The sequence below is a fragment of the Brachybacterium sp. GU-2 genome (assembly GCF_030866705.2).
Classification (GTDB): domain Bacteria; phylum Actinomycetota; class Actinomycetes; order Actinomycetales; family Dermabacteraceae; genus Brachybacterium; species Brachybacterium conglomeratum.
The window spans coordinates 1,513,126-1,537,838 of sequence record NZ_CP133037.2; the positions used below are offsets into that span (position 1 = coordinate 1,513,126).

Below are 24,713 nucleotides of genomic sequence, written 5' to 3' on the forward strand. Positions count from 1 at the left end.
CGCAGCGCGGGGACGGCCCTCCCCACCCCGTCTCCAACGAAGGACCTCCTCCAATGACCAGCCCAGCTCCCGAACCCCGCGCGGCCGCCGCGCCGGCGCCCGCACCGTCCACCGCCGCGACCGCTCCGAAGCCCCTCACCAAGGCGCTCGAGGACGCGATGTTCGCGAAGGCGACGGCGCCGCTGGGGAAGATGTTCCTCGCGTCCCTCAGCGGCGGCGCCTTCATCGCGCTCGGCTTCGTGTTCATGGTGACCTCGCAGCAGGGCATGGGCGAGTGGCCCGTCGGGATCGCGAAGCTGATCGGCGGCGTCGTCTTCTCCGTCGGCCTGGGCCTCGTGGTGATCAGCGGCTCCGACCTGTTCACCGGCACCACGATGACCTCCATGCCGCGCCTGTCCCGCCGGATCACGACCGGGCAGATGCTGCGTCACTGGGGCGTCTCCGCGGGCGGCAACCTGATCGGCTCGGTCACGGTCGCGCTGCTGATCCTCCTCGCCGGCACCCACGCCACCAACGGCTCCGCCTGGGGGATGGTGGTGCTGGACACCACCCAGGCGAAGGTCTCCCACGACTGGCACCAGGCCTTCTTCCTCGGCGTGCTCGCGAACTTCGCCGTGTGCCTGGCCGTGTGGGCGGCGACGGCCGGCAAGACCGTCGCCGACAAGATCCTCGCCGTCGCCGGCCCCGTCGCGCTGTTCGTCGCCACCGGCTTCGAGCACTCGGTCGCGAACATGTTCATGCTCCCCATGGGCCTGCTGGTCAAGTACGGCGCCGGCGCCGGCTTCTGGGAGGGCGAGGCGCTGACCGAGGCCGGGAAGTCGCTCGGGGACTACTCCTCGATCACGGTCGGCGCCGTGATCTGGGACAACCTCATCCCCGTGCTGCTGGGCAACATCGTCGGCGGCGCGGTGCTGGTCGGTGCGTACTTCTGGTCGATCCACCGCCGCGGCGCCGAGGACCTCGCGAAGAGCTGAGACCCGCCCGGCGGCTCCCTCGCGATCGCAGGAGCCGCCGGTCGTGGCGTCGAGCGGCTCACAGTGACCGGGGTGATGACGAATTCCGCATATAGAGTGGTGCGGAAATCATTGCGACCCGGCGCCACGGCGCCACGAGACCGAGGTGTGATGTCCTCCTCCCAGCAGCCCTTCCGCCTGGCCGTCATCGGCTCCGGCCCCGCCGGTGTGTACGCCGCAGAGACCCTGCTGCGCTCCGCCCCGGTCAAGAGCGGCGAGCTCGAGGTCAGCATCGACCTGTTCGACCGCTTCCCCGCCCCGTTCGGCCTGATCCGCTACGGCGTCGCCCCGGACCATCCGCGCATCAAGGGCATCATCACCGCCCTGCACCGGATCCTCGGCCGCGGTGACATCCGCTTCCTCGGCGACGTCGAGTTCGGCACCGACCTCACCGCCGAGGACCTCCGCACCCACTACGACGCGGTGATCTACGCGACCGGCGCGCTCAAGGACGCAGACCTCCGGATCCCCGGCATCGAGCTCGAGGGCTCCCACGGCGCGGCCGACTTCGTGGCCTGGTACGACGGGAATCCCGACTACCCCCGCACCTGGGAGCTCGACGCGGAGTCCGTGGCCGTGATCGGCAACGGCAACGTCGCCCTCGACGTCGCCCGCGTGCTCTCCAAGAGCGCCGACGAGCTGCTGCGCACCGAGATCCCGGCGAACGTGCACGAGGGCCTGCAGGCCGCGCGCACGACGGACGTGCACGTGTTCGGCCGCCGCGGCCCCGCGCAGACGAAGTTCTCGCCGCTCGAGGCGCGCGAGCTCGCCCATCCCAAGGGCCTGCAGGTCGTGATGGATCCCCGCGATCTCGAGCAGATCACCGAGGCGCAGTGGGAGGCCATCAAGGCCGACAAGCGCACCGACCAGGTCGTGCAGACCTTCGTCGGCTGGCTCGAGGAGCAGCAGCGCCGCGAGGCCGCCGGCGAGGAGCCGACGGACCGCGAGGGCGGGCCGGTCCAGCGCCGCCTCCACATGCACTTCTGGCACCGCCCCGTCGAGGTGCTCGGCGAGGACGGCAAGGTCACCGGCATGCGCTTCGAGCGGACCCGCCTGGACGAGGCCGGCGAGCTCGTGGGCACCGGCGAGATGGTCGACTACGACCTCGGCGCCGTCTACCGGGCCGTGGGCTACCACGGCTCCGAGCTGCCGGGCGTGCCCTACGACGCCCGTCGCGGCGTCATCCTCAACCAGGCCGGCCGCGTCACAGAGGCCGACGGCTCCGTCATCCCCGGCGCCTACACCAACGGCTGGATCAAGCGCGGCCCCGTCGGCCTGATCGGCGCGACGAAGTCCGACGCGATCGAGACCATCACCTGCCTGCTCGAGGACATCGAGGCCGGTCGCCTCTCCCCGCCCCCGAGCGGGACGACGACGCGATCCTGCGCCTGCTCGAGGACCGGGGCGTGCAGTACACGACCTGGGACGGCTGGATGGCGCTGGACGAGCACGAGAGGAGCCTCGGCGCCGCCGCGGTGGACGCCGACGGCGAGCCCCGTGCCCGCATCAAGGTCGTCGAGCGCGAGGAGATGGTGCGCGTCTCCCGCGAGGGCGCACCGCAGCCCACGCACGCCTGAGCCGCGCACGAGCAGCAGGCACCCCGCCGCAGGGCCGGGGGTCGGACCGGAGCACCGGTCCCGGCCCCCGGCCCTTCTGCATCACCCGGCGCCGTCGCGGCCGCGACTGTGAGACCCGGAACAGCACGGCCCGCGCACGGTGCAGGGAGGCGCCCCGCCGCTATAGTGGAATGACTGTTCCACAATCGAGAGGCGACCCCCATGCTCACCGTCACCTACGACCGCTTCGGCGATCCCGCCGACGTCCTGCGCACCGCTGAGGCCGATACCCCCGTTCCGGCCGCCGGCGAGGCGCTGCTGAGGATGTCGCTGAGCCCGATCCACCACCACGACCTGTGGACGATCCGCGGCTCCTACGGCGTCCGCCCCGCGCTGCCCTCGGGCGCCGGCAGCGAGGCCGTCGCGGTGGTGGAGGCGCTCGGCGAGGGCGTCGAGGGCCTCGCCGTCGGCGACCGCGTCGCGGCGACCGGGATCACCGGAGCCTGGGCGGAGCTGTTCACCGCCCCCGCCTCCTCGCTGATCCCGGTGCCCGCCAAGCTGCCGGACGAGTCCGCCGCCCAGCTCGTGGCCATGCCATTCAGCGCCGTCTCCCTGCTCGAGCACCTCGACCTCGCGCCCGGCGAAGTGCTCGTGCAGAACGCCGCGACCGGGGCCGTCGGCCGCCTCGTCGCGCAGTTCGCACGACTGCGCGGCATCCGCGTCATCAGCCTGGTGCGGCGCAGCAGCGGCGTCGAGGAGCTCGCCGCACAGGGCATCGGCGACGTCGTCCCCACCGACCGGGACGACTGGCAGGAGCAGGCGCGCGCCCTGATCGGCGAGGCGCACGTCGCGGCGGGGCTGGACTCCGTGGGCGGCGAGGCGGCCGGCCAGGTGCTCTCCCTGCTCGGGGACGGCGGTCGACTGGTGGTCTTCGGGGCGATGGGCGGCTCGACCATGGCGCTCCCCTCGGGCCCGATCATCTTCCGCGACCTGAAGGTCGAGGGCTTCTGGGGCTCCCGCGTCTCGGCGGAGATGGCACCGGAGGTGCGGCGCCGGCTCATCGGCGAGATCCTCTCCGGCCTCCTCTCCGGCGAGGTCACCCTGCCGGTCGCGGCCACCTTCCCGCTGGACGAGGTCGCCGCCGCCGTGGCGGCCACGCTGACCGACGGCCGACAGGGCAAGGTGCTGCTGCGCCCGTGAGCCGGGCGCCGGGACCCGTCGGCCCCGGACCGCGAGGAGCCCCGTCGGGATCGATCCCGGCGGGGCTCCTGCATGTCGCGTCCCGTCCGCGGGCGGGACGTGCGGATCAGTCAGTCATCGGTGACGGTGACGACCACCGGGATGTTGCCCCGGGTGGCGTTCGAGTACGGGCACACCTGGTGCGCGGCGTCGGCCAGCGCCTGGGCGGTGTCGTGGTCGAGCTCCGGGATGACCACCTCGAGCTCGACGGCGAGCGAGAAGCCGCCGGACTCCTCGGAGCCGATGGTGACGCGGGCGCCGACGCTCGAGCCGTCGATCGCGACCTTCTGCTGCCGGGCGACGGCCTGCAGGGCGGAGTGGAAGCAGGCGGAGTACCCGGCGGCGAAGAGCTGCTCGGGGTTGGCGCCGGCGCCGGTGCCGCCCATGGCGGTCGGGACGGCGAGGTCGAAGGCGAGATCCGACTCGGCGACATCGACGTGGCCGTCGCGGCCGCCGCCGGTGGCCAGGGCTTCGGTGGTGTAGAGGGGCTTCATGGGTGTGCTTGCTCCTGGTGCTGGATTGCGGTGAGGGCGGAGTCGAGCGCGGCGGTGGCCGCATCCCGGTCCACCCGGGTCATGACCAGCGCGCTGATCAGCAGCGCGACGCAGGTCTCGACGAGCTGCGCGCGCTCCTGCGGCGACTGGTCGGGGCGTCGGGCCTGCGCGCCGCGGGTGAAGGCGGCGAGCAGCTCGGCGCGATAGGCGCGCACGGCCTCGGCGATCCCGTCGTCCCGGGCGAGCCCGGAGCAGGCGGTGTTCACCAGCAGGCATCCGTCGGGGAGGGTGCGGCCGGACGAGTCCGCGAACAGTGCGCGGGCCGCGAGGAAGTAGCGCTCGAGAGCATCGGGGGCGACCTCGGGCGCGCGCAGCGGGGCGAGCCCGGGGCGGACGACGCACTCGAGGTAGTCCTCGATCGCGGCGTCGAACAGGCCGCGCTTGGAGCCGAAGGCGTGGTAGATGCTGCTGGCGTTCAGTCCGGTGGCCCGCTGGAGGCTCGCCATGGAGGCGCCCTCGTACCCTTCGCTCCAGAACACGTCGCGGGCGGAGCGCACGGCGTCCTCCCGCGCGAAGGCGGACTGTCGTCCCATGACCCCTCCTGCTCGCTGCCTGCTCGTCGTCGTTCCTCGCCCGGGCTGTCGGCACCGGGCACGACCCACCATAGTGGAATGATCATTCCAAGAGACCTCGGAGGTCGCGATGCTCACCCTCGGCTCGATCCTGGCCCTCGCCGCGGCCGCTCTCCACGTGGTCATCTTCCGTCTGGAGTCCCTCGCATGGGGCGGGGCGCAGGCGCAGAAGGTGTTCGGCGAGCAGAGTCCGCAGGAGGTCGCCGCGACCCGCGAGCTGGCGTTCAACCAGGGCTTCTACAACCTGTTCCTCGCCGTGCTCGCGGCGCTCGGCGCGGTGCTCGTCCTCGTGGGGGCGACGACCGTGGGGGCGACCCTGCTGCTGGCCGGGACCGGGTCGATGCTCGCCGCCGCGAGCGTGCTGCTGCTGAGCTCGCCGGCGCACCGCGCCGCCGCCGTGAAGCAGGGCGCGCTCCCGCTGCTGGCCGTGCTCGCAACGGCGATCGGCCTGCTGCTCTGACCCTCCTCGTCCACAGAGCGCCCGGGCGCCCTCAGCGGCGGATCGAGGCGAGGTGGTCGGCGATGCGGTCCACGGCGTCGGCCAGCACGTCGGCCTGCGGAAGGGTCACCAGACGCAGGTGGTCGGGCTCGGGGTAGTTGAAGCCGGTGCCGTGGTTGACCAGCAGCTTCTTCGAGCGCAGCAGGTCGTAGGCGAACTGCTCGTCGTCCTCGAGGCGGTACATCTCGCGATCGATGCGCGGGAACATGTACAGCGCACCCGAGGCCTTCACGACGCTCACGCCGTCGATCGCGCTGAGGCCCTCGTAGGCGACGTCCCGCTGCTCGCGCAGGCGACCGCCGGGCAGCAGCAGCTCGTTCACGCTCTGGTAGCCACCCAGCGCCGTGGCGACCACGTGCTGAGCGGGGACGTTCGGGCACAGGCGCATGTTCGAGAGCACGTCGAGGCCCTCGATGAAGCTGGCCGCATGCTCCTTCGGCCCGTACAGCGCCATCCAGCCGGCGCGGAAGCCCGCCACCCGGTACGCCTTGGACAGCCCATTGAAGGTGATGGTCAGCAGGTCCGGGGCGAGCTTCGCGATGTGGGTGTGGACCGCGTCGTCGTAGAGGATCTTGTCGTAGATCTCGTCGGCCAGGATCATCAGCCCGTGCTTGCGGGCGACCTCGACGATCTCCCGCAGCACGTGCTCGGGGTAGACCGCGCCGGTGGGGTTGTTGGGGTTGATGACCACGATCGCCTTGGTGCGCGGGGTGACCTTGTCGGCGATGTCGGAGACGTCGGGCCACCACTGCTGCTCCTCGTCGCAGCGGTAGTGGACGGCGCGTCCGCCCGCGAGCGCGATCGAGGCGGTCCACAGCGGGTAGTCCGGGGCCGGGACGAGCACCTCGTCGCCGTCGTCCACGAGGGCCTGACAGGTCATCTGGATCAGCTCGGAGACGCCGTTGCCGAGGTAGATGTCGTCCAGCCCCACGCCGGGCATGCCGCGGGTCTGGTAGTACTGCGCGACCGCGCGACGCGCGGGGAGGATGCCCTTGGAGTCCGAGTAGCCCTGCGCGGTGGGCAGATTCCGGATCATGTCCACGAGGATCTCGTCGGGCGCCTCGAAGCCGAAGGGGGCAGGGTTGCCGATGTTGAGCTTGAGGATCTTGTGGCCCTCGGCCTCCATGCGGGCGGCCTCTGCGGGGACCGGCCCGCGGATCTCGTAGCAGACGTCGCGCAGCTTGGAGGACTGGGTGAAGATCATGCGGGGCTCCTGGCCTACTCGGGGTGGGCGACAGGGTATCGCCGCAGGCGCGGCGACGCCGAGCCGTCTCGCACCGCCGCTCAGCCCAGGCGGATGCCGTTGCCGGGGCCGACGGGGAGGTCGAGCCCCCAGAACACCAGCAGCACCGCGGTCCAGGCCGTGAGGAACACGAGCGTGAAGGGCAGCAGGCGCGCGACGAGGGTGCCGAGGCCGGCCCCGGGCTCGTAGCGGCGCACCATCCCCAGCAGCACGATGAGATAGGGGCTCAGCGGCGTGATGATCTGGGTGGAAGAGTCGCCGATGCGGAAGGCGGCCTGCACGAAGGCGGGCTCCAGCCCGCTGAGGGCGAGCATCGGCACGAACACCACCGCCATCAGCCCCCACATCGAGGTGCCGGAGGTGATCAGCAGGTTCGTCAGCGCGCACAGCACCACGAAGCCGAGCACCACGGGGAGGCCGCCGAGGTCGGCGTGCTCCAGCAGCGCGGCGCCGTGCACCGCGAGATAGGTGCCGATCCCGCTCCAGGAGAACAGGGCCAGGAACTGGGCGAGGGCGAAGGCGACCACGAGGAAGCCGGTCATCGAGCGCAGGCCCTGGCCCATGAGGCCGGCGACGTCGCCCCCGGAGCGGACGGTGCCGGCGATCGCGCCGTAGACGATGCCGGTGACGGAGAAGGCGACCACCAGGAAGAACACGATCGAGCCCATGAAGGGCGAGTCGGGCAGCAGGCCCCCGCCGTCCTTCTGCCACGGGGAGCCGGGCACGGTCGCGAGCGCCGCGATCAGCAGCACGACCGCGAGCAGCGAGAGCGCGGCCCACCGCAGTCCGCGCCGCTCCTGCGGGCTGATCGAGCCGTCGGCGCTCGCCTCGGAGCCCGCGGTGGCGCCCTCGTCCTCGGGGGCGAGGGTGCGGGGCACGCCGGCGCGCTCCAGCCGCGGCTCGAGCACCCGGTCGATGAGGAATCCGCAGGCCACGACCAGCACGAGGGAGGAGGCGAGGTTGATCCAGTAGTTCGAGACCACGGTGACCGGGGCGGCGCCGAGCGAGGCGGGCAGCGACTCCATCACCGAAGCGGTGATGCCGGAGAAGTTCGCGTCGATCGGCGAGGGGATCATCGTGGTGGAGAAGGAGGCGCCGACGGCGGCGAAGCCTCCGATCATCCCGGCCAGCGGATGCCGGCCCGCGGCGGCGAAGACCAGGGCGGCCAGCGGCGGGATCACCACGAAGGAGGTGTCGGACATGAGGTTGCCGTTGACGCCGACGAGGGCGACGACGTACGGCAACAGCCAGCGCGGGGCGGAGCCGAACAGGCGCCGGATCGCGGCGCTGAGCAGCCCGGACCCCTCGGCGATGCCGACGGCGAGCACGATCGGCAGTACGTTCACCAGCGGCGGGAAGCCGATGTAGTTCTCCCCCAGCGTGGTGGTGAACCAGGTCAGCCCCTCGCCGCTGAAGAAGGAGCGCACCGGCTGCGGCTCCTCCTCACCGGGCACCTGCACCTCGGCGCCGGTGGCGGCGAGGAGCGTGGTGAGCAGGGCCGTGATCAGGAAGAGCCCCGCGAAGAGCACCAGCGGGTGCGGGAGCCGGTTGCCGGCCCGTTCGACCAGGTCGAGCACCCGGTCCAGACGGCGTGGCCCGTTGGTCGTGGTCGTGGAGGACATCGTGCTCCCGTGGCGATCGAGGACGGCGTCCGACGGAGCGGACGGAGCGCGCGGGGGCGCGCACGACCCTCCACGATAGACGGGCGCCGCCGGCCCCTGCGGGGACGCCCGGCCCCGTCGGCCCGGGCGGTGGCCGAACTCTCGACGAGCATTAGTTTCATGGTTATAGTTAATCCGTCGCGCTGTCGCACCGCCGCTCGGCGACCGTCCGCGACACCCCTGAGAGCCGCAGACCGGAGGTCGTCGATGTCCCCGCAGCCCGCCGCACCCGACCGCGAGGTGACCGCACCCCGCCCCGGGGTCACCCACCGCGTCCACCTCGCCGCGAGCGGGGTCTCCGTGCTGCTGGACGTCACCGACGGGCGCGTCCCCGCGATCGCGCACTGGGGCCGTGCCCTCGGGACGCTCGGGCCCGAGGGCCTGGATGCACTGTGCGAGGCGACGACCCCGCCGGTCCCGCAGAACCTCGTGGACGTCCCGGTGCGCGTCGGCCTCCTCCCCCAGGTCTCCGACGGCTGGCTGGGACGCCCGGGGCTGGCCGGCTCCCGCCCGGACGGCTCCGGCTGGACCCCGCGCCTGATCACCCGCGGCCTGCGGATAGACGGGACGCCGCTGACGGGCACCCACGCCGAGACCGGCGCGGCGCACGTCGAGATCGACCTCGAGGACCCGGCGGAGGGCCTCGGGGTCCTGCTCGAGCTCGAGCTGCTGCCCACGGGCCTGCTGCGTCTGCGCGCCCGCCTGACGAACACCGGAACCGGCCACTACCGCCTCGACGAGCTCACCCTCTCCCTCCCCGTCCCCGCCACGGCCGACGAGCTGCTGGACTTCGCGGGCCGCTGGACGAAGGAGCGCACCCCGCAGCGCCGCGCCTTCACCGTCGGCACCCATCTGCGGGAGAACCGACGCGGCCGCACCGGAGCGGACTCCGCCCACCTGCTCCACGCCGGACGGCCCGGATTCGGCTTCCGCGAGGGCGAGGTGTGGGCGGTGCACACCGCCTTCTCCGGCAACCACCGCCACCTCGCCGAGCGCACGAGCTCCGACCAGCGCCTGCTCGGCGGCGGCGAGCTGCTGCTGCCCGGCGAGGTCGCCCTCGAGCAGGGCGAGACGTACGAGAGCCCGTGGCTGTACGCCTCCTTCGGCGACGGCCTCGACCAGGTCGCCGCCCGCTTCCACCGCCACCTGCGCTCGCGCCCCCATCACGTCGACGCCCGCCGCCCCGTCACCCTGAACGTGTGGGAGGCGGTCTACTTCGACCACGACCTGGAGCGGCTCACCGACCTCGCCGACCGCGCCGCCGCGCTCGGGGTCGAGCGCTTCGTGCTGGACGACGGGTGGTTCGGCTCCCGCCGGGACGACACCTCCGGCCTCGGCGACTGGGTCGTCTCGCCCGAGGCGTGGCCGGACGGGCTCGGCCCCCTGATCGACCACGTGCGGGCGCACGGCATGGAGTTCGGGATCTGGTTCGAGCCGGAGATGGTCAACGAGGACTCCGACGTCGCCCGCGCGCATCCCGAGTGGATCATGGCCCCCTCCCCCGAGCGGATGCCGCTGCGCTCGCGGAACCAGCAGGTGCTGAACCTGTCGATCCCCGAGGCGTACGCCCACGTGCGCGACCAGATGCTCGCCCTGCTCGGCGCCCACGAGATCGGCTACATCAAGTGGGACCAGAACCGGGACCTGCTGGAGTCCGCGACCCGCGCCACGGGCCGGGCCGCCGTGCACGACCAGACCCGCGCCGCCTACCGCCTCATGGACGAGCTGCGCGCGGCCCACCCGGGCCTGGAGATCGAGGCCTGCGCCTCGGGCGGGGCGCGCGTGGACCTCAGCGTGCTCGAGCACACCGACCGAGTGTGGGTCTCGGACTGCATCGACCCGCTCGAACGCCAGCAGATGCACCGCTGGACCTCGCAGCTGATCCCGCTGGAGCTCATGGGCAGCCACATCGCCTCCGGCCGCTCCCACACCACCGGGCGCCTGCACACCCTCGGCTTCCGCGCCCACTCGGCGCTGATGGGCCACCTCGGCATCGAGTGGGACCTCGCCGCCGCGAGCGAGGAGGAGCTCGCCGAGCTCACCGCCTGGATCACGCTCTACAAGGAGCGCCGCGAGCTGCTGTTCACGGGCGATCTCGTGCGCGCCGACCGCGGCGAGAGCCCCCTGTGGCTGCAAGGCGTGGTCTCCCCCGATCGGGGCGAGGCGCTGTTCTCGCTGAGCACCGTCGGCCGTGCCGATGCCGCCCAGCACCCGCGTCTGGTGCTGCCGGGGCTGGATCCCGCCGCCGCCTACCGGGTGCGCGCCCTGCTGCCCAGCGGCCCGCCCTCGCATCTCACGTCCCCGCCCTGGCTCGCCCGCGTGCTCGAGGCGGACGGGGCGGTGCTGCCCGGCGCGGCGCTGGCCGTCGCCGGCCTCGCCGCTCCCCTGCTCGATCCCGAGCAGGGCCTGCTGCTGTCCCTGACCCGCGAGAGCGCCGCCGGCGCGTCCCGCTGACCCGTCCCCCACCACCACGGAAGAAGGCACCCATGTCCACCGCGACGACGTCGACGCGGTCGGCCCCGACGAGGCGCCGCCGGAAGGACGACACGAAGCTCGCGCTGCTGTTCATCGCGCCCGCCTCGGTCGGCCTTCTGGTGTTCCTCGTCTGGCCGCTGCTGACCGGCCTGTACTACTCCTTCACGGAGTACACGACCCTCACCCCGCCCACCTGGGTCGGGCTCGAGAACTATCGCCGGCTCCTGGCCGACCCCGTCTTCTGGAACTCGCTGAAGGTGACGGTGCTGTACGTCGTCATCAACATCGGCGTGCAGACCTTGGTCGCGCTGGTCATCGCGGTGCTCATGCAGCGCCTGACCCAGTCCACCGTGCTGCGCTCGCTGGTGCTGGCGCCCTATCTGGTCTCGAACGTGGTCGCCGCGATCGTGTTCCTGTGGATCCTGGACACCCAGCTGGGCATCTTCAACATCCTCCTGCAGTGGATCGGCTTCGACCCGATCGCCTTCTGGGCGAGCGAGACCTGGGTGATCCCGACGGTCGCGCTGGTGAACGTGTGGCGGCACATGGGCTACACGGCGCTGCTGCTCTTCGCGGGCCTGCAGTCGATCCCCGCTCACCTCTACGAGGCCGCGCGCACCGAGGGCGCCGGGGAGATCGCGATGTTCCGCCGCATCACCCTGCCGCTGCTGCGCCCGATCCTGGCGCTGGTGCTGATCATGACGATCATCGGCTCCTTCCAGGTGTTCGACACCATCTCGGTCACCACCCAGGGCGGTCCCGCCGACGCCTCCAAGGTGCTGCAGATGTACATCTACGAGAACGCCTTCGCCCAGTACGAGTTCGGCTACGCCTCGGCGCTGTCCGCGGCGCTGCTGGTGATCCTCATGGTGATCACCTTCGCGCAGTACTGGATTAGCCGTGCCGGCCAGTCGGACCTGGACTGAGAGGACAGTGCGATGACCACGACCACGCAGCGGCCCGACAGCGCGCCGCGCACCGACGCCGACCGTCCCGCTCCCCGGCACCGCCGCGGCATCCCCTGGGGGAGGATCGCGGCCTGGGCCGTGATGGTGATCTTCCTGCTGATCACCCTGTTCCCCTTCTACTGGATGCTGCGCACGGCGCTGTCCAGCAACAACGCGCTGGCCACTGACCCGGGCAGCCTCCTTCCCGTCGGCCTGAACACGGGCGGCTTCGAGCGCGTCTTCGGCCTGCAGGACGTCGAGACCGCGATCTCGCAGGGCGGCTCCGGCGCCTCGATCAACTTCTGGCGCTACCTGCTGAACTCGGTGATCGTCGCGACCACGATCACCGTGGTCCAGACCTTCTCCTGCGCGATGGCCGCCTACGCCTTCTCGCGCCTGCGCTGGCGCGGCCGGGACACCGTGTTCCTGATCTTCCTGGGCTCGCTGATGATCCCGCAGATCTTCACCCTGCTGCCCAACTTCATCCTGATCAAGAACCTGGGGCTGGTGGACACGCTGCTGGGGATCATGCTCCCCACCCTGTTCATCTCGAGCTTCGCGATCTTCTTCCTGCGCCAGTTCTTCAACAACATCTCGCGCGAGGTCGAGGAGGCCGCGCTGATCGACGGGGCGAGCAAGGCGAGGGTGTTCTTCACGCTCATCCTGCCGATCTCCTCGGCGCCGCTGGCGACGCTGGCGCTGCTGACCTACATGACGGCCTGGAACGAGTACTTCTGGTCGCTGATGGTCTCCTACACCGATCAGTCCCGCGTGCTCACCGTCGCGCTCGGCGTCTTCCGCGCCCAGGCCCCGGGCACGGGCCCGGACTGGTCCGGGCTGATGGCGGCGACCCTCGTCGCGGCCGCGCCCATGCTGATCCTCTTCGCCCTGTTCGCGAAGAAGATCGTGAACTCCATCGGCTTCAGCGGGATCAAGTGAGGTGCCCGAGATGACACAGAACCGCCTTCCCCTCCCGCCCTCCGACTCCCCCGCCGGCGCCCCTCCGCGCGGGCTGAGCCGTCGCCGGCTCCTCACGGGCACGGCGGCGCTGGCCGCGGGCGCCGCGGGCTCCGTCGCGCTCAGCTCCTGCGGGACGAGCGCCGCCCCGCCCGGCGCCACCGAGATCGACTACTGGCTGTGGGACGCGAACCAGCTGCCCGCCTACTCCGCCGCGATCGATGCGTTCATGGCCCAGAACCCCGACGTCTTCGTGCGGATCACCCAGCTCGGCTGGGACGACTACTGGACGAAGCTCACCGCGGGCTTCGTCGCGGGTGCCGGCCCCGACGCCTTCGCCGACCATCTGGCGCGCTTCCCGGAGTTCGTCAGCCTCGGCGTGATCGCACCGCTGGACGATCTCGCACCGCTGGTCGACGTCACCGCCGACCGCTTCCAGGACGGCCTGCAGGAGCTGTGGACCGGGCAGGACGGGAAGCGCTACGGCGTCCCGAAGGACTACGACACCATCGCGGTGATGTACGACCAGGGGATGCTCGAGGAGGAGGGGCTGACCGAGGACGATCTCGCGGGCCTGCACTGGAACCCCGAGGACGGCGGCTCCTTCGAGCGCCTGCTTGCCCGGCTCACGATCGACGAGAACGGCGTGCGCGGCGACGAGGAGGGCTTCGACCCGACGCGGATCGCGCGCTACGGCATGGGCGCCGACGCCGGGATCGACTACACGGGGCAGACCTCCTGGTCGGCCTTCGCCTTCTCGACCGGCTGGACCTTCACCGACGCCGACACCTGGGGCACGACCTTCCACTACGACGACGACCGCTTCGCGGCGACGATCGACTGGTACTTCGGGCTCGTGGACAAGGGCTTCTTCCCGCCCTTCGGCATGTTCGGCGACTCCAGCCCCGTCCAGACCCAGGTGCAGTCCGGGAAGGCGGCGCTGGGTCTGGCCGGCTCGTGGATGATCTCGACCTGGGCGAACCTCGAGGGCCTGGACCTCGGGATCGCCCCGCTGCCGTCGGGCCCGATCGGCACCCCGATGTCGATGTTCAACGGCCTGGGCGACTCGATCGCCGCGCAGTCGGAGAACAAGGAGGAGGCGGCGCGGCTGATCGCCTTCCTCGCCTCCGACGAGGCGCAGCGGATCATCGGCGAGCGCGCCCCGTTCTTCCCCGCGACCGACGTGGGCACGGAGACCGCGATCGCGGCCTTCGCGGAGCGGGGCCTGGACGTCACCCCGTTCACGGACCGGGTCGCGGAGGGCGAGACGGGGCAGTACCCGCTGGTGGAGAACTCCGCCGCGATCATGTCGATCATGCAGCCGGCCTTCGACCAGTGCTGGATGCGGCGGATCGACGGCGCGGACTTCGCGGCCTACAACGAGCGGGTCAACGCGCTGTTCGAGTGACGGCTGCGTCCACGTGACGTCCATGCCCGGGCTCCGATGCACGGGAGCCGGGGCGTCGGCGGCGGGGTCGCTCAGACCTCGCCGCCGACGAACTCCTGGATCGCGATGACCGCGGCGCCGCGCGCCCACTGGTCGAAGTCCCCGCCGAGCTCTCGCAGGACGAGATCCTGCTGCGCGAGGGGGAGCGAGGCGCGCAGGGTCCGCTCGAACTCCCCGTCGGCCGCGAGCACCAGGTCGATCGTCTCCCCGCCGAGCACGATCGCCTCGGGGTCGACGACGGCGACCACGGCGGCGGCGGCGCGCGCGAGGGTGCGGGCGAGGTCCGCGCTGAGGGCGCGGGCTGCGGGGTCGCCGGCCGCGAGCCGGGCCCGCAGGCGTTCGACGCCCTCGCCCTCCCCCAGCACCCCGGCCTCCCGTGCCGCCTCGACCACCGCGGCGGTCCGCGCCGAGCGCCAGAAGGGCTCAGGGGCGCCGTCCTCCCGTGCGGCGACGGGCAGGCGGCCGGTGAGCCCGGCGAGATGGGAGCGGCCCTGCAGCAGCCGCCCCTCGACGACGGTGCCGATCGCGACGCCGACCCCGATCGTGAGGACCGCGAAGGTGCGATAGGCGCGGCCGATCCCAAACCAGTTCAGGCCGTGGATCATGGCGGCGATGTCGTTGTCGACGGTGACCGGCAGGGCCAGGCGCGCCTCGAGCCGGTCGGCGAGGTCGACGGGGTGCTCCCAGCCGAGGATCCAGGAGGAGTCCACGCGGCGCCGGTCGGCGACGCGGCCGCCGATGCTGACGCCCACCCCGGCCACGTGCGGGTGCGCGCCGGCGAGGGCGAGGACGGGGTCGACCACCGCCTCCGCGACCGTCTCGGCGGAGGTGTCCGGCAGCGGCATCACCAGCTCCTCGAGAGCGTTGCCGCGGGCGGTGGTGACCACGGCGTGGACCTCGTCGGCCGTGACTTTGACCCCGATGAACCGGGGGCCGTGGTTCTCCTCGATGTCCAGCGGCTGCTGGGGGCGGCCCTTGGCGAGCGCCACGGTGTCCAGGGGGTGGAGGTGGCCGGCCTCGAGCAGATCGCGGGTCACGCGCGTGACCGTCGGCGCGGACAGGCCGAGGCGCTCGGTGAGATCGCGGCGGGAGCGGGGGCCGAAGCGCAGCAGGTCCCGGTACACGGCCCGGGCGCTGGTGCCGCCGAGGTCGGGCACCGCCGTGACGTGCCCCGGGACGTGCTCCGCGACCTCGTGCTGCTCCCCCTGCATCCCGCGAGTCTAGCGGCGGGAGTAGGTCGCACCCTCCCGGCCCGATCTGCGATGCTTTCGTCGACAGCTGCGCCCGGCCGCCGCAGGAGGCGGCCGGCTCCACGACGCCCGAGGGGGAACACCGATCAGCGAGTCCGCGAGCGCCGGCACCGACCGTCCCGAGGTCACGATCTACACCGCCTACGAGATCGACTTCATGCTCGGCCTGCGCGACACCGAGAACGCGCGGATCACGCGCGAGCAGATCGGGCTGCGCAGCGCCCCGGAGCAGGCGCGGGAGTTCGTCACCGCCGCGGTCACCTCGGGGCTGCGCGCCCGCGGGAAGGTGGAGCGCTCCGCGGACGGCCAGTGGCTGCTGGGCGAGGAGGGCCAGGTCATCGCCGGCGCCTTGACCGCCGCGGACCGATGGCTCGGGATCGCGCTGGCCGAGGGCGAGGCGATGAGGATGGCCTTCATCATCAAGGCGAACGACGCGATCCTCATGCTCACCCAGGACGAGCTGGACTCCTTCGTGGTCTCGGCCCTGCCCGACGCCGCGCACGTGCCCGCCTCGGTCTCCGACATCGTCCTGGCCTTCCTCGAGGACGGTGCCGAGCGCACCGTTTCGCTGCGCCGCACCGAGATCTCCTCCCCCGCCGATCCGGTGCCGCTGATGGTGCACGTCGAGGCCGACGGCTCCTGGCGCCTCGGCCACCTGCCGCTGGACGATCAGGGCGTGCTGACGGTCTCCGAGGTCACGGCTGCGCAGCTGCCCGAGGTCGTGCGGGCGCTGTGGGAGGACGGCACGAGCACGGCGCCCGCCGCCTGAACGGAAGCCACGACCTCGTCGGCGGCGTCCGCCGGCCGGTCCCGGACCGGCTCGCGGGCGCCGTGCGCGCGTCGGCCCCTGGCCTCTCAGCGCCGCCCGGGGCCCGCCTGTCGGCGCCGGTGCAGCTCCGTGCGCAGTGCACGGATGTCCTGCCCGGAGGGCCGAGTCCAGGTCCACACGGGACGGTCGAAGGCGGGCATCACGATCCTGGTGCCGTCCTCGAGGCGCAGCGCGGCGGTGAGCCAGTGCACCGGATGCACCACGCGGGACTCGATCGCCGCGATCCGCTCCCAGGCCACGTCCCGGTGCCGCACCGGGCCGACCACCCGCAGCCCGTCCGCGGAGATCTCGACCCGGGCTCGCGCCGTGCCCAGCGCCACGATCCCGAAGCGGACCCCCAGCAGCCCCAGCAGCAGCGCGAGCGCGCCCAGCGCCCCGACGACCACCAGCAGTCCCAGCCCCGGGGAGCGGCCGTCCGGCACCGTGCCCAGCAGCAGCACCATGCCCAGCACGCTCACCAGTGCCGTGCCCAGCAGCGCGGCCGCGACGACGGCGCGCGCGGCGGTGTCCCTCGTGGCGTGCGCGGGCAGCAGCGCCCGCACCCGTCCCCGCTCGCGGCCCGTGCGGGCCGGATCGAGCGCGGCGACCATCCGCTCGACGGTCGCGCTGCTGCGGGAGTAATCGGGCAGTGCGGTGCGCGGCCCGGTCTCGGGGCCGAGCCGGCGTGGGATGGTCATGGCACCCAGCGTAGGGTGCGGGGCATGTCATCGCACGACTCCTCCGCCCCTCGCTTCCGCCGTCCCGCCGCGATGTATCCCTCGGTCGCCGCGTCGATCCCCGGGGAGCCCGATCCCGCGACCTCGATGGATCTCGCGCACGACTCGGCCCGGGCGCTGCTGGACGGCGTGTTCCACAGCTCCGACCCGGAGGTGGTGCGCCGCGTGGTCGCGCTCGCGGCCGACGACGGGCTGACGGAGCTGGCGGCGCTGTGGTCGGCCGCGCCCGCCTCGACCTTGCCCGGGGCGCTGTGGCGGCTGTACGTGCTGCACACCTGGGTGCAGCGCAGCGGCGACGAGGTCGCCCGACGCTACCGGGCCGGCTCCCGCACCGTCCCCGGGCTGCGCTATCTCACGGGCTTCGCGGAGCCTCCGGAGGTGGCCCAGGTGCAGGAGACGATGGACGACATCCTGCGCGGCGCGTTCACCGGCGATCTCGGCCTCGCACTGCGGCGCGCCGGGGCGGTCGCGACGCTGCTCGCCCACGGCACGGCGCACCTGGCGGACGAGGATCCCGGGGAGGAGCGGACCCGGCAGGCGGAGCGGCTGCTGCGCACCGGCGAGGAGCTCACGGAGGCGGGCCGGCACGCGGAGGAGGGACGCCTCGACTGACGCCCCGAGACGCGGCCGCCCCTTCGTCTGCCGATGCCCGTCGGGCGCTGCGATCTGCTCGGACTGAGGTCCTCGCCATACTCCCCGGGGGCGGTGCTTGCACGGTCTCGGGGCCCTTGCCCTACGATGGACACGCGCCGGGCCGCGGTTGCCCCGGGCTCCAACATCTGCCGCTTCGAGCGGCCTTCGCGCCGACAGGCGCATCCCGGTCCGGCGCCTCAGCATCACGAGCAGGAGCCTGCGTCCGACCGCACGGACCGCGAGGCGTTCAGGCGCCCACGGCGCGAGGAGGCGACGCGAGGTGGTGCAGTTGTTCTCCCGACTGTTCCCCGCCCGCACGGAGCGCCCCCTCAGCGATCTCCTCTCCGAGCTCGCGGAGCTGCTCGTCCAGGCTGCCGACACCCATTCGAAGCTGCTGGGGAACGGCTATCGCGAGCGCACCCGCATCGCGCCGACGCTGCACGAGCAGTCCACGGTCGCCGAGGAGCTGTGCCGCCGCATCGCCCAGCGTCTCGCGCACTCGCTGATCACCCCCTACGAGGCGGAGCTGCTCTACGACTTCTCGCTCACGCTCGCCGACGTGGTCGACGCGATGGAGCACACCGGCGAGCTGCTGGTCGTCTCCCGCGTGGGGACGCTGCCCACCCCGCTGCTGGATGCGGCCAAGGGGATCGAGCGCGCCGCGGAGCTCACCGTCGCCGCATCCTGGAAGCTCAACGACACCCAGGACCTCGGCGACTACTACGTCCAGATCCGCAAGCTCAAGCGCCAGGGCGAGCGCCTCGTGCGGCAGGCCCTCGGCGCGCTGTACAAGCGCGGCGGCTCCACCCAGGAGCTGCTCCCCCTGCACGACGTCTCCGAGTCGATCCGCCACACGATCGCGCTGCAGGAACGGGCGGCGCGGATCGCGGACCTGCTGCGGATCAAGGACGCCTGAGTGACGCCGCTGCTGCTCGCGCTGGTGGTGGCCCTGGCGCTGATCGTGGCCTACATGAACGGCTTCCACGACGCCTCCAACGCCATCTCGACCACCATCACGACCCGTGCGCTCAAGGCCTCCTCGGCGCTGTGGGCGGCGGCGATCCTCAACACCCTCGGCGCGCTGCTGGGGATGGCGCTGCTGGTGATGACCGTGCCGTGGGCGGTGCGCCTGCTGGGCCTCGGCCCGATCGTCGAGCAGCTCGCCGCCCGCCCCGACACGCTGGGCGCGGCGCTGCTGGTGCTCATGCTCGGCACCTTCCTCTGGGACCTGCTGACCTGGTGGATGGGGCTGCCGGCCTCGACCTGGCACGCGTTCTTCGGCACCTCCTTCGGCGTCTCCCTCGTGATCGGGACCTCGGCCGCCTGGGACCGCCTGGGACTGATGCTCGCGGTCTCCGTGGTGGGCCCCGTCATCTCGGCGACGGTCGCGTTCCTGCTGATGCAGCTGATCCTGCGCCTGGCCCGGTCCGAGCTGCTCGGGCCCGGCCACATCCGGTTCGCGCAGACCTTCTCGGCGAGCACGGTCGCGGCGGGACACGGCCTGAACGACGCCCGCCTCCCGCTCGCGGTGGTCGTGATCGCGCTGGGCAGCGCCGGGGCGGATCTGTCCGGGACCACGACCATGGTGCTCATCAGCACGGTCGCGGTCGCCGTCGGCGCCGGCACCCTGATGGGCGGGCACCGGATCATCCGCACCCTGGGCCGCCGGCTCACGGACCTCACGGCGGCGCAGGGCTTGGCGGCGGAGTCCTCCGCGGCGCTGACGATGTCGCTGGGCGTGTTCGGGCTCGAGTCCCCGGTCTCCACCAGCCAGGCGCTGGCCTCGAGCGTGATCGGTGCCGGCGTCGCCCGGGGCCGGCGCACCGTGCGCTGGTCGGTCGCGCGGGAGATCCTCCTGATCTGGCTGGTGACCCCGCTGGCCTGTGCGGTCGTCGGGGCCGCCCTGCTCGGGGTCGTGCTCGAGCTGCCCGGCCTCTGAGCGGAGTGGCCGCCCGGCCCGCGTGCAGGCGGGACCACTATCCTGAGCGGAACCGATCCGAGAGGGAGCCGATGTCCGACGGTGAGTCCACCACGCCCGCCCCCAGGAAGCGTCCGAGCTTCGGGCTGCCGGGGCCGACGACGCCCGCCCCGGGCGCGGACCCGCAGCAGGGCGCCCCGTCCCACGACCCCTACGCCCAGGCCCCGCACCAGGGGAACGGCCAGACCTCGTACGGGGCCTCCTTCGCCGACGGCCCGCAGACGGGACCGCTGCCGCCCGGCGCCCTCGCCGCCTCGCCCCCCGGCGGCCCCTCGGCCTCCGGTCCCGGGCGGTCCGGCCGCTCCGGGCGCCGGCGCGGCGTGCTGCCGCTCGTGATCGGCCTGGTGCTCCTGCTGGCCATCGCCCCGGCCGCCACGATCGTCGGGATCGTGTGGTCGCTCGGCTCGCTCGTCGGCGATGCGTCCGAGGGGCCGACGCCGATGGAGGCGAGCACGGCGACGCTCGAGCTGTCCGCCAACGAGATGGTCATCGTCTACGTGCCCGCGGCGGACGCCGCCACGGCCGAGTGCACCGCGGAGGGCTCCGATCCCGGGGCGGTCACCACGGTGCCGAGCTCGACCGCGACCACCTTCGGCAACGGCGAGGAGTACGTGCAGGTGCTCGGGGTCGCCTCCCTCCAGGACACCACCGCCACGATCTCCTGCACGGGCACCGACGCCCCTGCCCATCTGGGTCCCTACAGCCTGTTCGGGATGATGGCCCCGCTGGTCATCGGTCCGATCATCGGCGTGGTCGCGGGACTGGCGGGCCTGGTGCTGACGATCGTGGGGATCGTGCTGCTGGTCCGCTCCCGCCGCGCCTGAGGTCCTGCCGACCCGCCGCCGTCTCACTCCCGGCGCTCCTGTGCTGCGGTGCCCTCGAAGGACCTAGAGTGGCGATCAGCCCCAGCTACCGAGGATGGAGTGGTGATCATGCACCCCCGTGCAGGCCAGAAGGCACAGCAGGAGGACCTCGTCGACGTCGACGCGCTCCTCGACTCCTACTACGACCTCCACCCGGATCCCGCGGATCCCGACCAGGCGGTCTCCTTCGGCACCTCCGGGCACCGCGGCTCCTCGCTGGACGTCGCGTTCAACGAGGACCACATCGCCGCGACCACGCAGGCGATCGCCGAGTACCGAGCGGCGCAGGGCATCCGCGGCCCGCTGTTCATCGGCCGGGACACCCACGCCCTCTCGCGCCCCGCCTTCGACACGGCGCTCGAGGTCCTCGCGGGCAACGACGTGTCCGCCCAGATCGACGCGCTCGACGGCTACACCCCCACCCCGGCGGTCTCGCACGCGATCCTGGTCCACAACCGGGGCCGGGCGGCGAACGATCCCGGCCGGGCCGACGGCATCGTCGTCACCCCGAGCCACAACCCGCCGCGCGACGGCGGCTTCAAGTACAACCCGCCCCACGGCGGTCCCGCGGACACCGAGGCGACCTCGTGGATCGCCGACCGCGCGAACGAGCTGCTGCGCGACGGGCTCAAGGGCGTGCGCCGGCACGGACGACAGAAGGCCCTGCAGGACGCCGCTCGCTACGACTACCTGCGCACCTACGTGCAGGACCTCCCGAGCGTGGTCGACCTCGAGGCGATCCGCCGGGCGGGCGTGCGCATCGGCGCGGACCCGCTGGGCGGCGCGGCGGTGGACTACTGGGCGGAGATCGGCGAGATGCACGACCTCGACCTCACCGTCGTCAATCCCGCGGTCGACCCGCAGTGGTCCTTCATGACCCTGGACCGCGACGGCAAGATCCGCATGGACTGCTCGAGCCCGTGGGCGATGGCGTCGCTGCTGGAGAAGCGCGACGAGTACGACATCGCCACCGGCAACGACGCGGATTCGGACCGCCACGGGATCGTCACCCCGGACGGCGGCCTGATGAACCCCAACCACTACCTGGCCACGGCCATCACCTACCTGTTCGCGCACCGCCCGGACTGGCCGGCGGGTGCGAAGGTGGGCAAGACGGTGGTCTCCTCGAGCCTTATCGACCGCGTCGTCGCGGACCTCGGCCGGGAGCTGTTCGAGGTGCCGGTGGGCTTCAAGTGGTTCGTGCCGGGCCTGATCGACTCCTCGGTCGGCTTCGGCGGCGAGGAGAGCGCGGGCGCCTCGTTCCTGCGCCGCGACGGCTCGGTGTGGACCACCGACAAGGACGGCATCATCCTCGCGCTGCTGGCCTCGGAGATCCTCGCGGTGACCGGGCGCTCCCCCAGCACCCTGCACGCGGAGCTCGTGGAGAGGTTCGGCAGCAGCGCCTACTCCCGCACCGACGCCCCGGCGGACCGCGAGGCCAAGGCGAAGCTCAAGGCGCTCAGCCCTGCGCAGGTGACCGCAACGGAGCTCGCGGGCGAGCCGATCGTCTCGGCGATCACGGAGGCCCCCTCCGGCGGCGCGATCGGGGGGCTGAAGGTCTCCACCGAGTCCGCCTGGTTCGCGGCGCGCCCCTCGGGCACCGAGGACATCTACAAGATCTACGCGGAGTCCTTCAAGGGCGAGGAGCACCTCGCCGAGGTGCAGCAGGCCGCGAAGGACCTCGTGGACGGGGCGCTCGCGGACTGAGCGCAGGGGCGGACCGAGCGCAGGGGCGGAGCCGACGGTCCGCGCGGCGCCGCGGGAGCGGCTGTCCGCTCCCCTGCTCTGATGCGGTCGCTGCGACCGCACCGCTCCTGGCCGACCGTTCCTCCACATCCCGGTCCTCGGCCCCGCACCACCCCTCCCCCATGCTGTCGAGGGACGGCGCGACACTCTCGCGCCGTCCCTCGACGCGCGTCGAGGGCTTCGTGCACCCGGTGCTGACCTGCAGGTCCGTAACGTTTCAGCAACGACCGCAGCCTCCGCCCGGCAAAGGAATAGTCAAGCGCGCCCCAACTTGAGGTACATCACCCGTCGGTGGCGCCGTCCACACTCTCCTTGCGTGGCCCAAAGAGCGCGTGAACCATGGGGTGGGTAGGTAAAGGATCAGTAGGGTAGTGTGCTTCGTCGGACCCGCCGGTAAGCACACCGACCGCAGCGCTCGCGCGCGGCGAGAATGACGGAGAGGGGGCAGGACATGCGACTGCGGACACGCGTCTGCGCGGCCTCTGCCACCCTGGCTCTGACCGGTCTCCCCTTCGCCACCACCAGCGCTCTCGCCGACGGGACCGGCGATGCCTCCGAGAGTACGGCCGTCGCCTCCGCGGACGACGACCCCGCGACGGACACCGTGGATGGGACGATCACGCCCGGGGCCACCACCACCCTCACCACCCACTCGGACACTCCCGAGGAAGTCGCCTCCCCCGAGGGTGAGGAGCCCCCCGAGCAGGACGAGGACTCGAAGATTCCTGCCGAGGAGACCCCGGACTACAAGGCGGACGACGCCCCAAACGATCCCGAGGTCACCGAGGAGCTGGAGCAGTCGCCGGAGGAGCACGAGGCATCGGGGGAAGCCAAGGACGAGGGCTCTACGAACTCGACCTCTCCCGACGCCGACCCGCAGGGCGGGAAGATCACGACGAGGGAGTCCGGGACGCCGACGAAACCCGGTGGCACGGACGATCCCACGGTGACGTCAACCGAGACCGAGACCGAGACCGAGACCGCGACCGAGACCGAGACCGAGACCGAGACCGACGGCTCCGCCACCTGCGACGGCGGCAGCGACGACACCGAGGGAGACACCTCCGCTGAGGAGCCCAAGCGCACCGTCAGGGGCGCTCTTGTCCCCCGCCCGATCGCGCAGCAGAGCACGGCGGCCAAGCCCCAGAAGTCCCAGAGCCCGACTCCTAGCAACGACAACGACGGCGACGCCTCGGACTGCCCCTGCAACTGCCCCACCACGCCCGGGGACGACTCCACCGACAACGGGGACTCCGACGACGCGTCAGAGACGCCGACCGGCGAGCAGACCACGGACGAGGGCGATGACACCTCGACCGGCGGGGGCAGCGGCGAGACGGCCGACGACGAGAAGACCACCCCCGCGCCGGACCAGGGCTCCACTCCGACCGCGAGCCCCTCGGCCACCCCGGAGATGTCCGAGCCGTCGACGCCGGCGCAGCCGGCCCCCGAGCCGAAGCGGCGCGCGCAGCCGCTCCCGGCTCCCCCGCCGAGCGAGGAGCCCGAGCCCACCGCGGAGCCGGCCCCCGAGCCGACCCCGGAGGCTCCCTCCGAGACCCCGGTCGAGGAGCCCGAGACGACCGCCGAGTCGAGCACCACCGAGGAGACCGAGGTCGCCGGCGTCGGCACCGAGGAGCCCAGCACTCCGGCACCCCAGGCCGCGCAGCCCACGTCCTCCGGCGACGGCGGCCCCGTGGTGCGCCTGTTCAACGCGATCTCCGACGACTCGAGCACGGCCTTCGGTCAGATGCGTCAGGTCCTGATCGCCGCGCTCGCGATCGGCTTCCTCACCACTGCCGGCTTCGTCGGCGCGACCTGGCACTCGCGCCGCAGCAACCACCGCCGCTGACCCGTCGGCCCACGGCCGGACAGGCGCGCCGCCGCTGAGCAGGTGCTACCGCTGGCGGGCGGGCCCCACCGCTCAGCGCTGGGCGAGCAACTCGCGCACGCGCTGCAGGATCCCCGGCACGGCGCGCTCCATGTCCGTCACCGTGCGGTCGAAGGCCGCCTGCCCCTCGTACCAGGGGTCCTCGACGGCGAGCTCGGTCTCCGGGCGCCCCTCCGCCCCCGGCTCGAAGGCGCGCCACATCGTGATCGACGGCGGCGTCGCGCCCTCGGGGACCTGATCGGCCATGCGACGCATGGTCTGGGCGTGCTCGGGCGTCATCGCCAGTACGAGATCCCAGGCCATCAGCTCGGTGAGGTGGATGGTGCGGGCGGTGTGCTCGAAGGGACGCGGATAGCCGGCGCGCTCCAGCGAGAGCTCGATCCGGTCGTCCATCGGCATCCCCTCCACCTCCCAGGTGGTCCCGGCCGAGCCGACCTCGACCTCTGAGTCGAGGCCCTCGAGCTCGAGGGCGCGGCGCAGCACCACCGCGGCGGCCGGGGAGCGGCAGACGTTGCCGGTGCACACGGTGAGGAGTCGGAGCGGCTTCATCCCCCCATTGTGTCAACCTCCAGGCGGTGGGAGCGTGGAACCGCCGATCGCCGTACACTGTGAGGCGGAGTGCATGCGGTTCTCGGGTCAGCACGAGA

21 protein-coding genes and 1 pseudogene are annotated in these 24,713 nt (G+C 72.5%); 15 read left to right on the forward strand and 7 right to left on the reverse strand.

The annotated features are described in order from the left end of the window. The first annotated feature begins 53 nt into the window (after positions 1 to 53). The 3 genes and pseudogenes from RBL05_RS06950 to RBL05_RS06960 all read left to right on the forward strand — a co-directional run bounded on the left by RBL05_RS06950 (position 54) and on the right by RBL05_RS06960 (position 3,769). Positions 54 to 974, forward strand: coding sequence for a formate transporter FocA (locus tag RBL05_RS06950; RefSeq protein WP_308740131.1), 921 nt, complete (start codon positions 54 to 56; stop codon positions 972 to 974). 150 nt (positions 975 to 1,124) lie between these two features. Further along, positions 1,125 to 2,590 (forward strand): annotated as a pseudogene (locus RBL05_RS06955) (FAD-dependent oxidoreductase). Between the two features lie 201 nt (positions 2,591 to 2,791). Next, on the forward strand, positions 2,792 to 3,769 hold the full coding sequence (locus RBL05_RS06960) for a zinc-binding dehydrogenase (RefSeq protein WP_308740129.1): 978 nt from the start codon (positions 2,792 to 2,794) through the stop codon (positions 3,767 to 3,769). A gap of 110 nt (positions 3,770 to 3,879) precedes the next feature. On the opposite strand, the gene RBL05_RS06965 is transcribed toward RBL05_RS06960, so the two are convergent. Together RBL05_RS06965 and RBL05_RS06970 are read right to left on the reverse strand one after the other, a co-directional pair. After that, a complete protein-coding gene (locus tag RBL05_RS06965) occupies positions 3,880 to 4,302 on the reverse strand; it encodes an organic hydroperoxide resistance protein (protein ID WP_010550080.1) in 423 nt (140 codons plus the stop codon). Next, complete coding sequence (locus RBL05_RS06970; RefSeq protein ID WP_308740128.1) at positions 4,299 to 4,895, reverse strand: TetR/AcrR family transcriptional regulator; 597 nt, start codon at positions 4,893 to 4,895, stop codon at positions 4,299 to 4,301. Before RBL05_RS06970 ends, RBL05_RS06965 begins: the two co-directional genes overlap by 4 nt. Positions 4,896 to 5,004: 109 nt before the next feature. Between RBL05_RS06970 and RBL05_RS06975 the strand changes: the two genes are divergently transcribed. Further along, positions 5,005 to 5,394 (forward strand): DUF1304 domain-containing protein, encoded by a 390-nt coding sequence (locus tag RBL05_RS06975; RefSeq protein ID WP_308740127.1) that lies wholly within the window; start codon positions 5,005 to 5,007, stop codon positions 5,392 to 5,394. A 31-nt stretch (positions 5,395 to 5,425) separates the two neighbouring features. Here RBL05_RS06975 and RBL05_RS06980 read toward each other — a convergent pair whose 3' ends face one another. After that, a complete protein-coding gene (locus tag RBL05_RS06980) occupies positions 5,426 to 6,637 on the reverse strand; it encodes a pyridoxal phosphate-dependent aminotransferase (RefSeq protein ID WP_308740126.1) in 1,212 nt (403 codons plus the stop codon). 80 nt (positions 6,638 to 6,717) lie between these two features. Next, positions 6,718 to 8,298, reverse strand: a complete 1,581-nt coding sequence (locus RBL05_RS06985; protein WP_308740125.1) for an AbgT family transporter — start codon at positions 8,296 to 8,298, stop codon at positions 6,718 to 6,720. A 246-nt stretch (positions 8,299 to 8,544) separates the two neighbouring features. On the opposite strand from RBL05_RS06985, the gene RBL05_RS06990 reads away from it, so the two are divergent. Genes RBL05_RS06990 through RBL05_RS07005 form a run of 4 tightly spaced genes read left to right on the forward strand, consistent with a single transcriptional unit; the run spans position 8,545 to position 14,124 of the window. Then, positions 8,545 to 10,791 (forward strand): alpha-galactosidase, encoded by a 2,247-nt coding sequence (locus RBL05_RS06990; RefSeq protein ID WP_308740124.1) that lies wholly within the window; start codon positions 8,545 to 8,547, stop codon positions 10,789 to 10,791. A gap of 32 nt (positions 10,792 to 10,823) precedes the next feature. After that, the gene (locus tag RBL05_RS06995; protein WP_318604214.1) at positions 10,824 to 11,738 is read left to right on the forward strand and encodes a sugar ABC transporter permease; all 915 of its coding nucleotides are present in this window, start codon (positions 10,824 to 10,826) and stop codon (positions 11,736 to 11,738) included. 12 nt (positions 11,739 to 11,750) lie between these two features. Continuing rightward, positions 11,751 to 12,698, forward strand: a complete 948-nt coding sequence (locus RBL05_RS07000) for a carbohydrate ABC transporter permease (RefSeq protein WP_308740122.1) — start codon at positions 11,751 to 11,753, stop codon at positions 12,696 to 12,698. Between the two features lie 10 nt (positions 12,699 to 12,708). Next, positions 12,709 to 14,124 carry an ABC transporter substrate-binding protein gene (locus RBL05_RS07005; RefSeq protein WP_308740121.1) on the forward strand — a complete coding sequence of 472 codons (1,416 nt, stop codon included), beginning with the start codon at positions 12,709 to 12,711 and terminating at the stop codon, positions 14,122 to 14,124. 71 nt (positions 14,125 to 14,195) lie between these two features. Here RBL05_RS07005 and RBL05_RS07010 read toward each other — a convergent pair whose 3' ends face one another. Then, positions 14,196 to 15,374, reverse strand: coding sequence for an ROK family transcriptional regulator (locus RBL05_RS07010; protein WP_308740120.1), 1,179 nt, complete (start codon positions 15,372 to 15,374; stop codon positions 14,196 to 14,198). Positions 15,375 to 15,570: 196 nt separating this feature from the next. Here RBL05_RS07010 and RBL05_RS07015 point away from each other — a divergent pair, with 196 nt between their 5' ends. Further along, positions 15,571 to 16,182 carry a hypothetical protein gene (locus RBL05_RS07015; protein WP_318604215.1) on the forward strand — a complete coding sequence of 204 codons (612 nt, stop codon included), beginning with the start codon at positions 15,571 to 15,573 and terminating at the stop codon, positions 16,180 to 16,182. Positions 16,183 to 16,268: 86 nt separating this feature from the next. On the opposite strand, the gene RBL05_RS07020 is transcribed toward RBL05_RS07015, so the two are convergent. Next, entirely contained in the window at positions 16,269 to 16,919 is a 651-nt protein-coding gene (locus tag RBL05_RS07020; protein ID WP_308740118.1) for a PH domain-containing protein, read from the reverse strand. 24 nt (positions 16,920 to 16,943) lie between these two features. Here RBL05_RS07020 and RBL05_RS07025 point away from each other — a divergent pair, with 24 nt between their 5' ends. From RBL05_RS07025 to RBL05_RS07050, 6 genes are all read left to right on the forward strand, one after another. Next, positions 16,944 to 17,570 (forward strand): hypothetical protein, encoded by a 627-nt coding sequence (locus RBL05_RS07025; protein ID WP_263309782.1) that lies wholly within the window; start codon positions 16,944 to 16,946, stop codon positions 17,568 to 17,570. Positions 17,571 to 17,871: 301 nt separating this feature from the next. After that, positions 17,872 to 18,507, forward strand: coding sequence for a DUF47 domain-containing protein (locus RBL05_RS07030; RefSeq protein WP_308740117.1), 636 nt, complete (start codon positions 17,872 to 17,874; stop codon positions 18,505 to 18,507). After that, a complete protein-coding gene (locus tag RBL05_RS07035) occupies positions 18,508 to 19,530 on the forward strand; it encodes an inorganic phosphate transporter (protein ID WP_318604219.1) in 1,023 nt (340 codons plus the stop codon). A gap of 71 nt (positions 19,531 to 19,601) precedes the next feature. Next, positions 19,602 to 20,393 (forward strand): hypothetical protein, encoded by a 792-nt coding sequence (locus RBL05_RS07040; protein WP_318604220.1) that lies wholly within the window; start codon positions 19,602 to 19,604, stop codon positions 20,391 to 20,393. A gap of 108 nt (positions 20,394 to 20,501) precedes the next feature. Then, a complete protein-coding gene (gene pgm / locus RBL05_RS07045; protein ID WP_308740116.1) occupies positions 20,502 to 22,139 on the forward strand; it encodes a phosphoglucomutase (alpha-D-glucose-1,6-bisphosphate-dependent) in 1,638 nt (545 codons plus the stop codon). A 490-nt stretch (positions 22,140 to 22,629) separates the two neighbouring features. Continuing rightward, a complete protein-coding gene (locus tag RBL05_RS07050) occupies positions 22,630 to 24,027 on the forward strand; it encodes a hypothetical protein (protein ID WP_308740115.1) in 1,398 nt (465 codons plus the stop codon). Positions 24,028 to 24,099: 72 nt separating this feature from the next. On the opposite strand, the gene RBL05_RS07055 is transcribed toward RBL05_RS07050, so the two are convergent. Continuing rightward, the gene (locus tag RBL05_RS07055; protein ID WP_308740114.1) at positions 24,100 to 24,615 is read right to left on the reverse strand and encodes a protein tyrosine phosphatase; all 516 of its coding nucleotides are present in this window, start codon (positions 24,613 to 24,615) and stop codon (positions 24,100 to 24,102) included. Between the last annotated feature and the right edge of the window lie 98 nt (positions 24,616 to 24,713).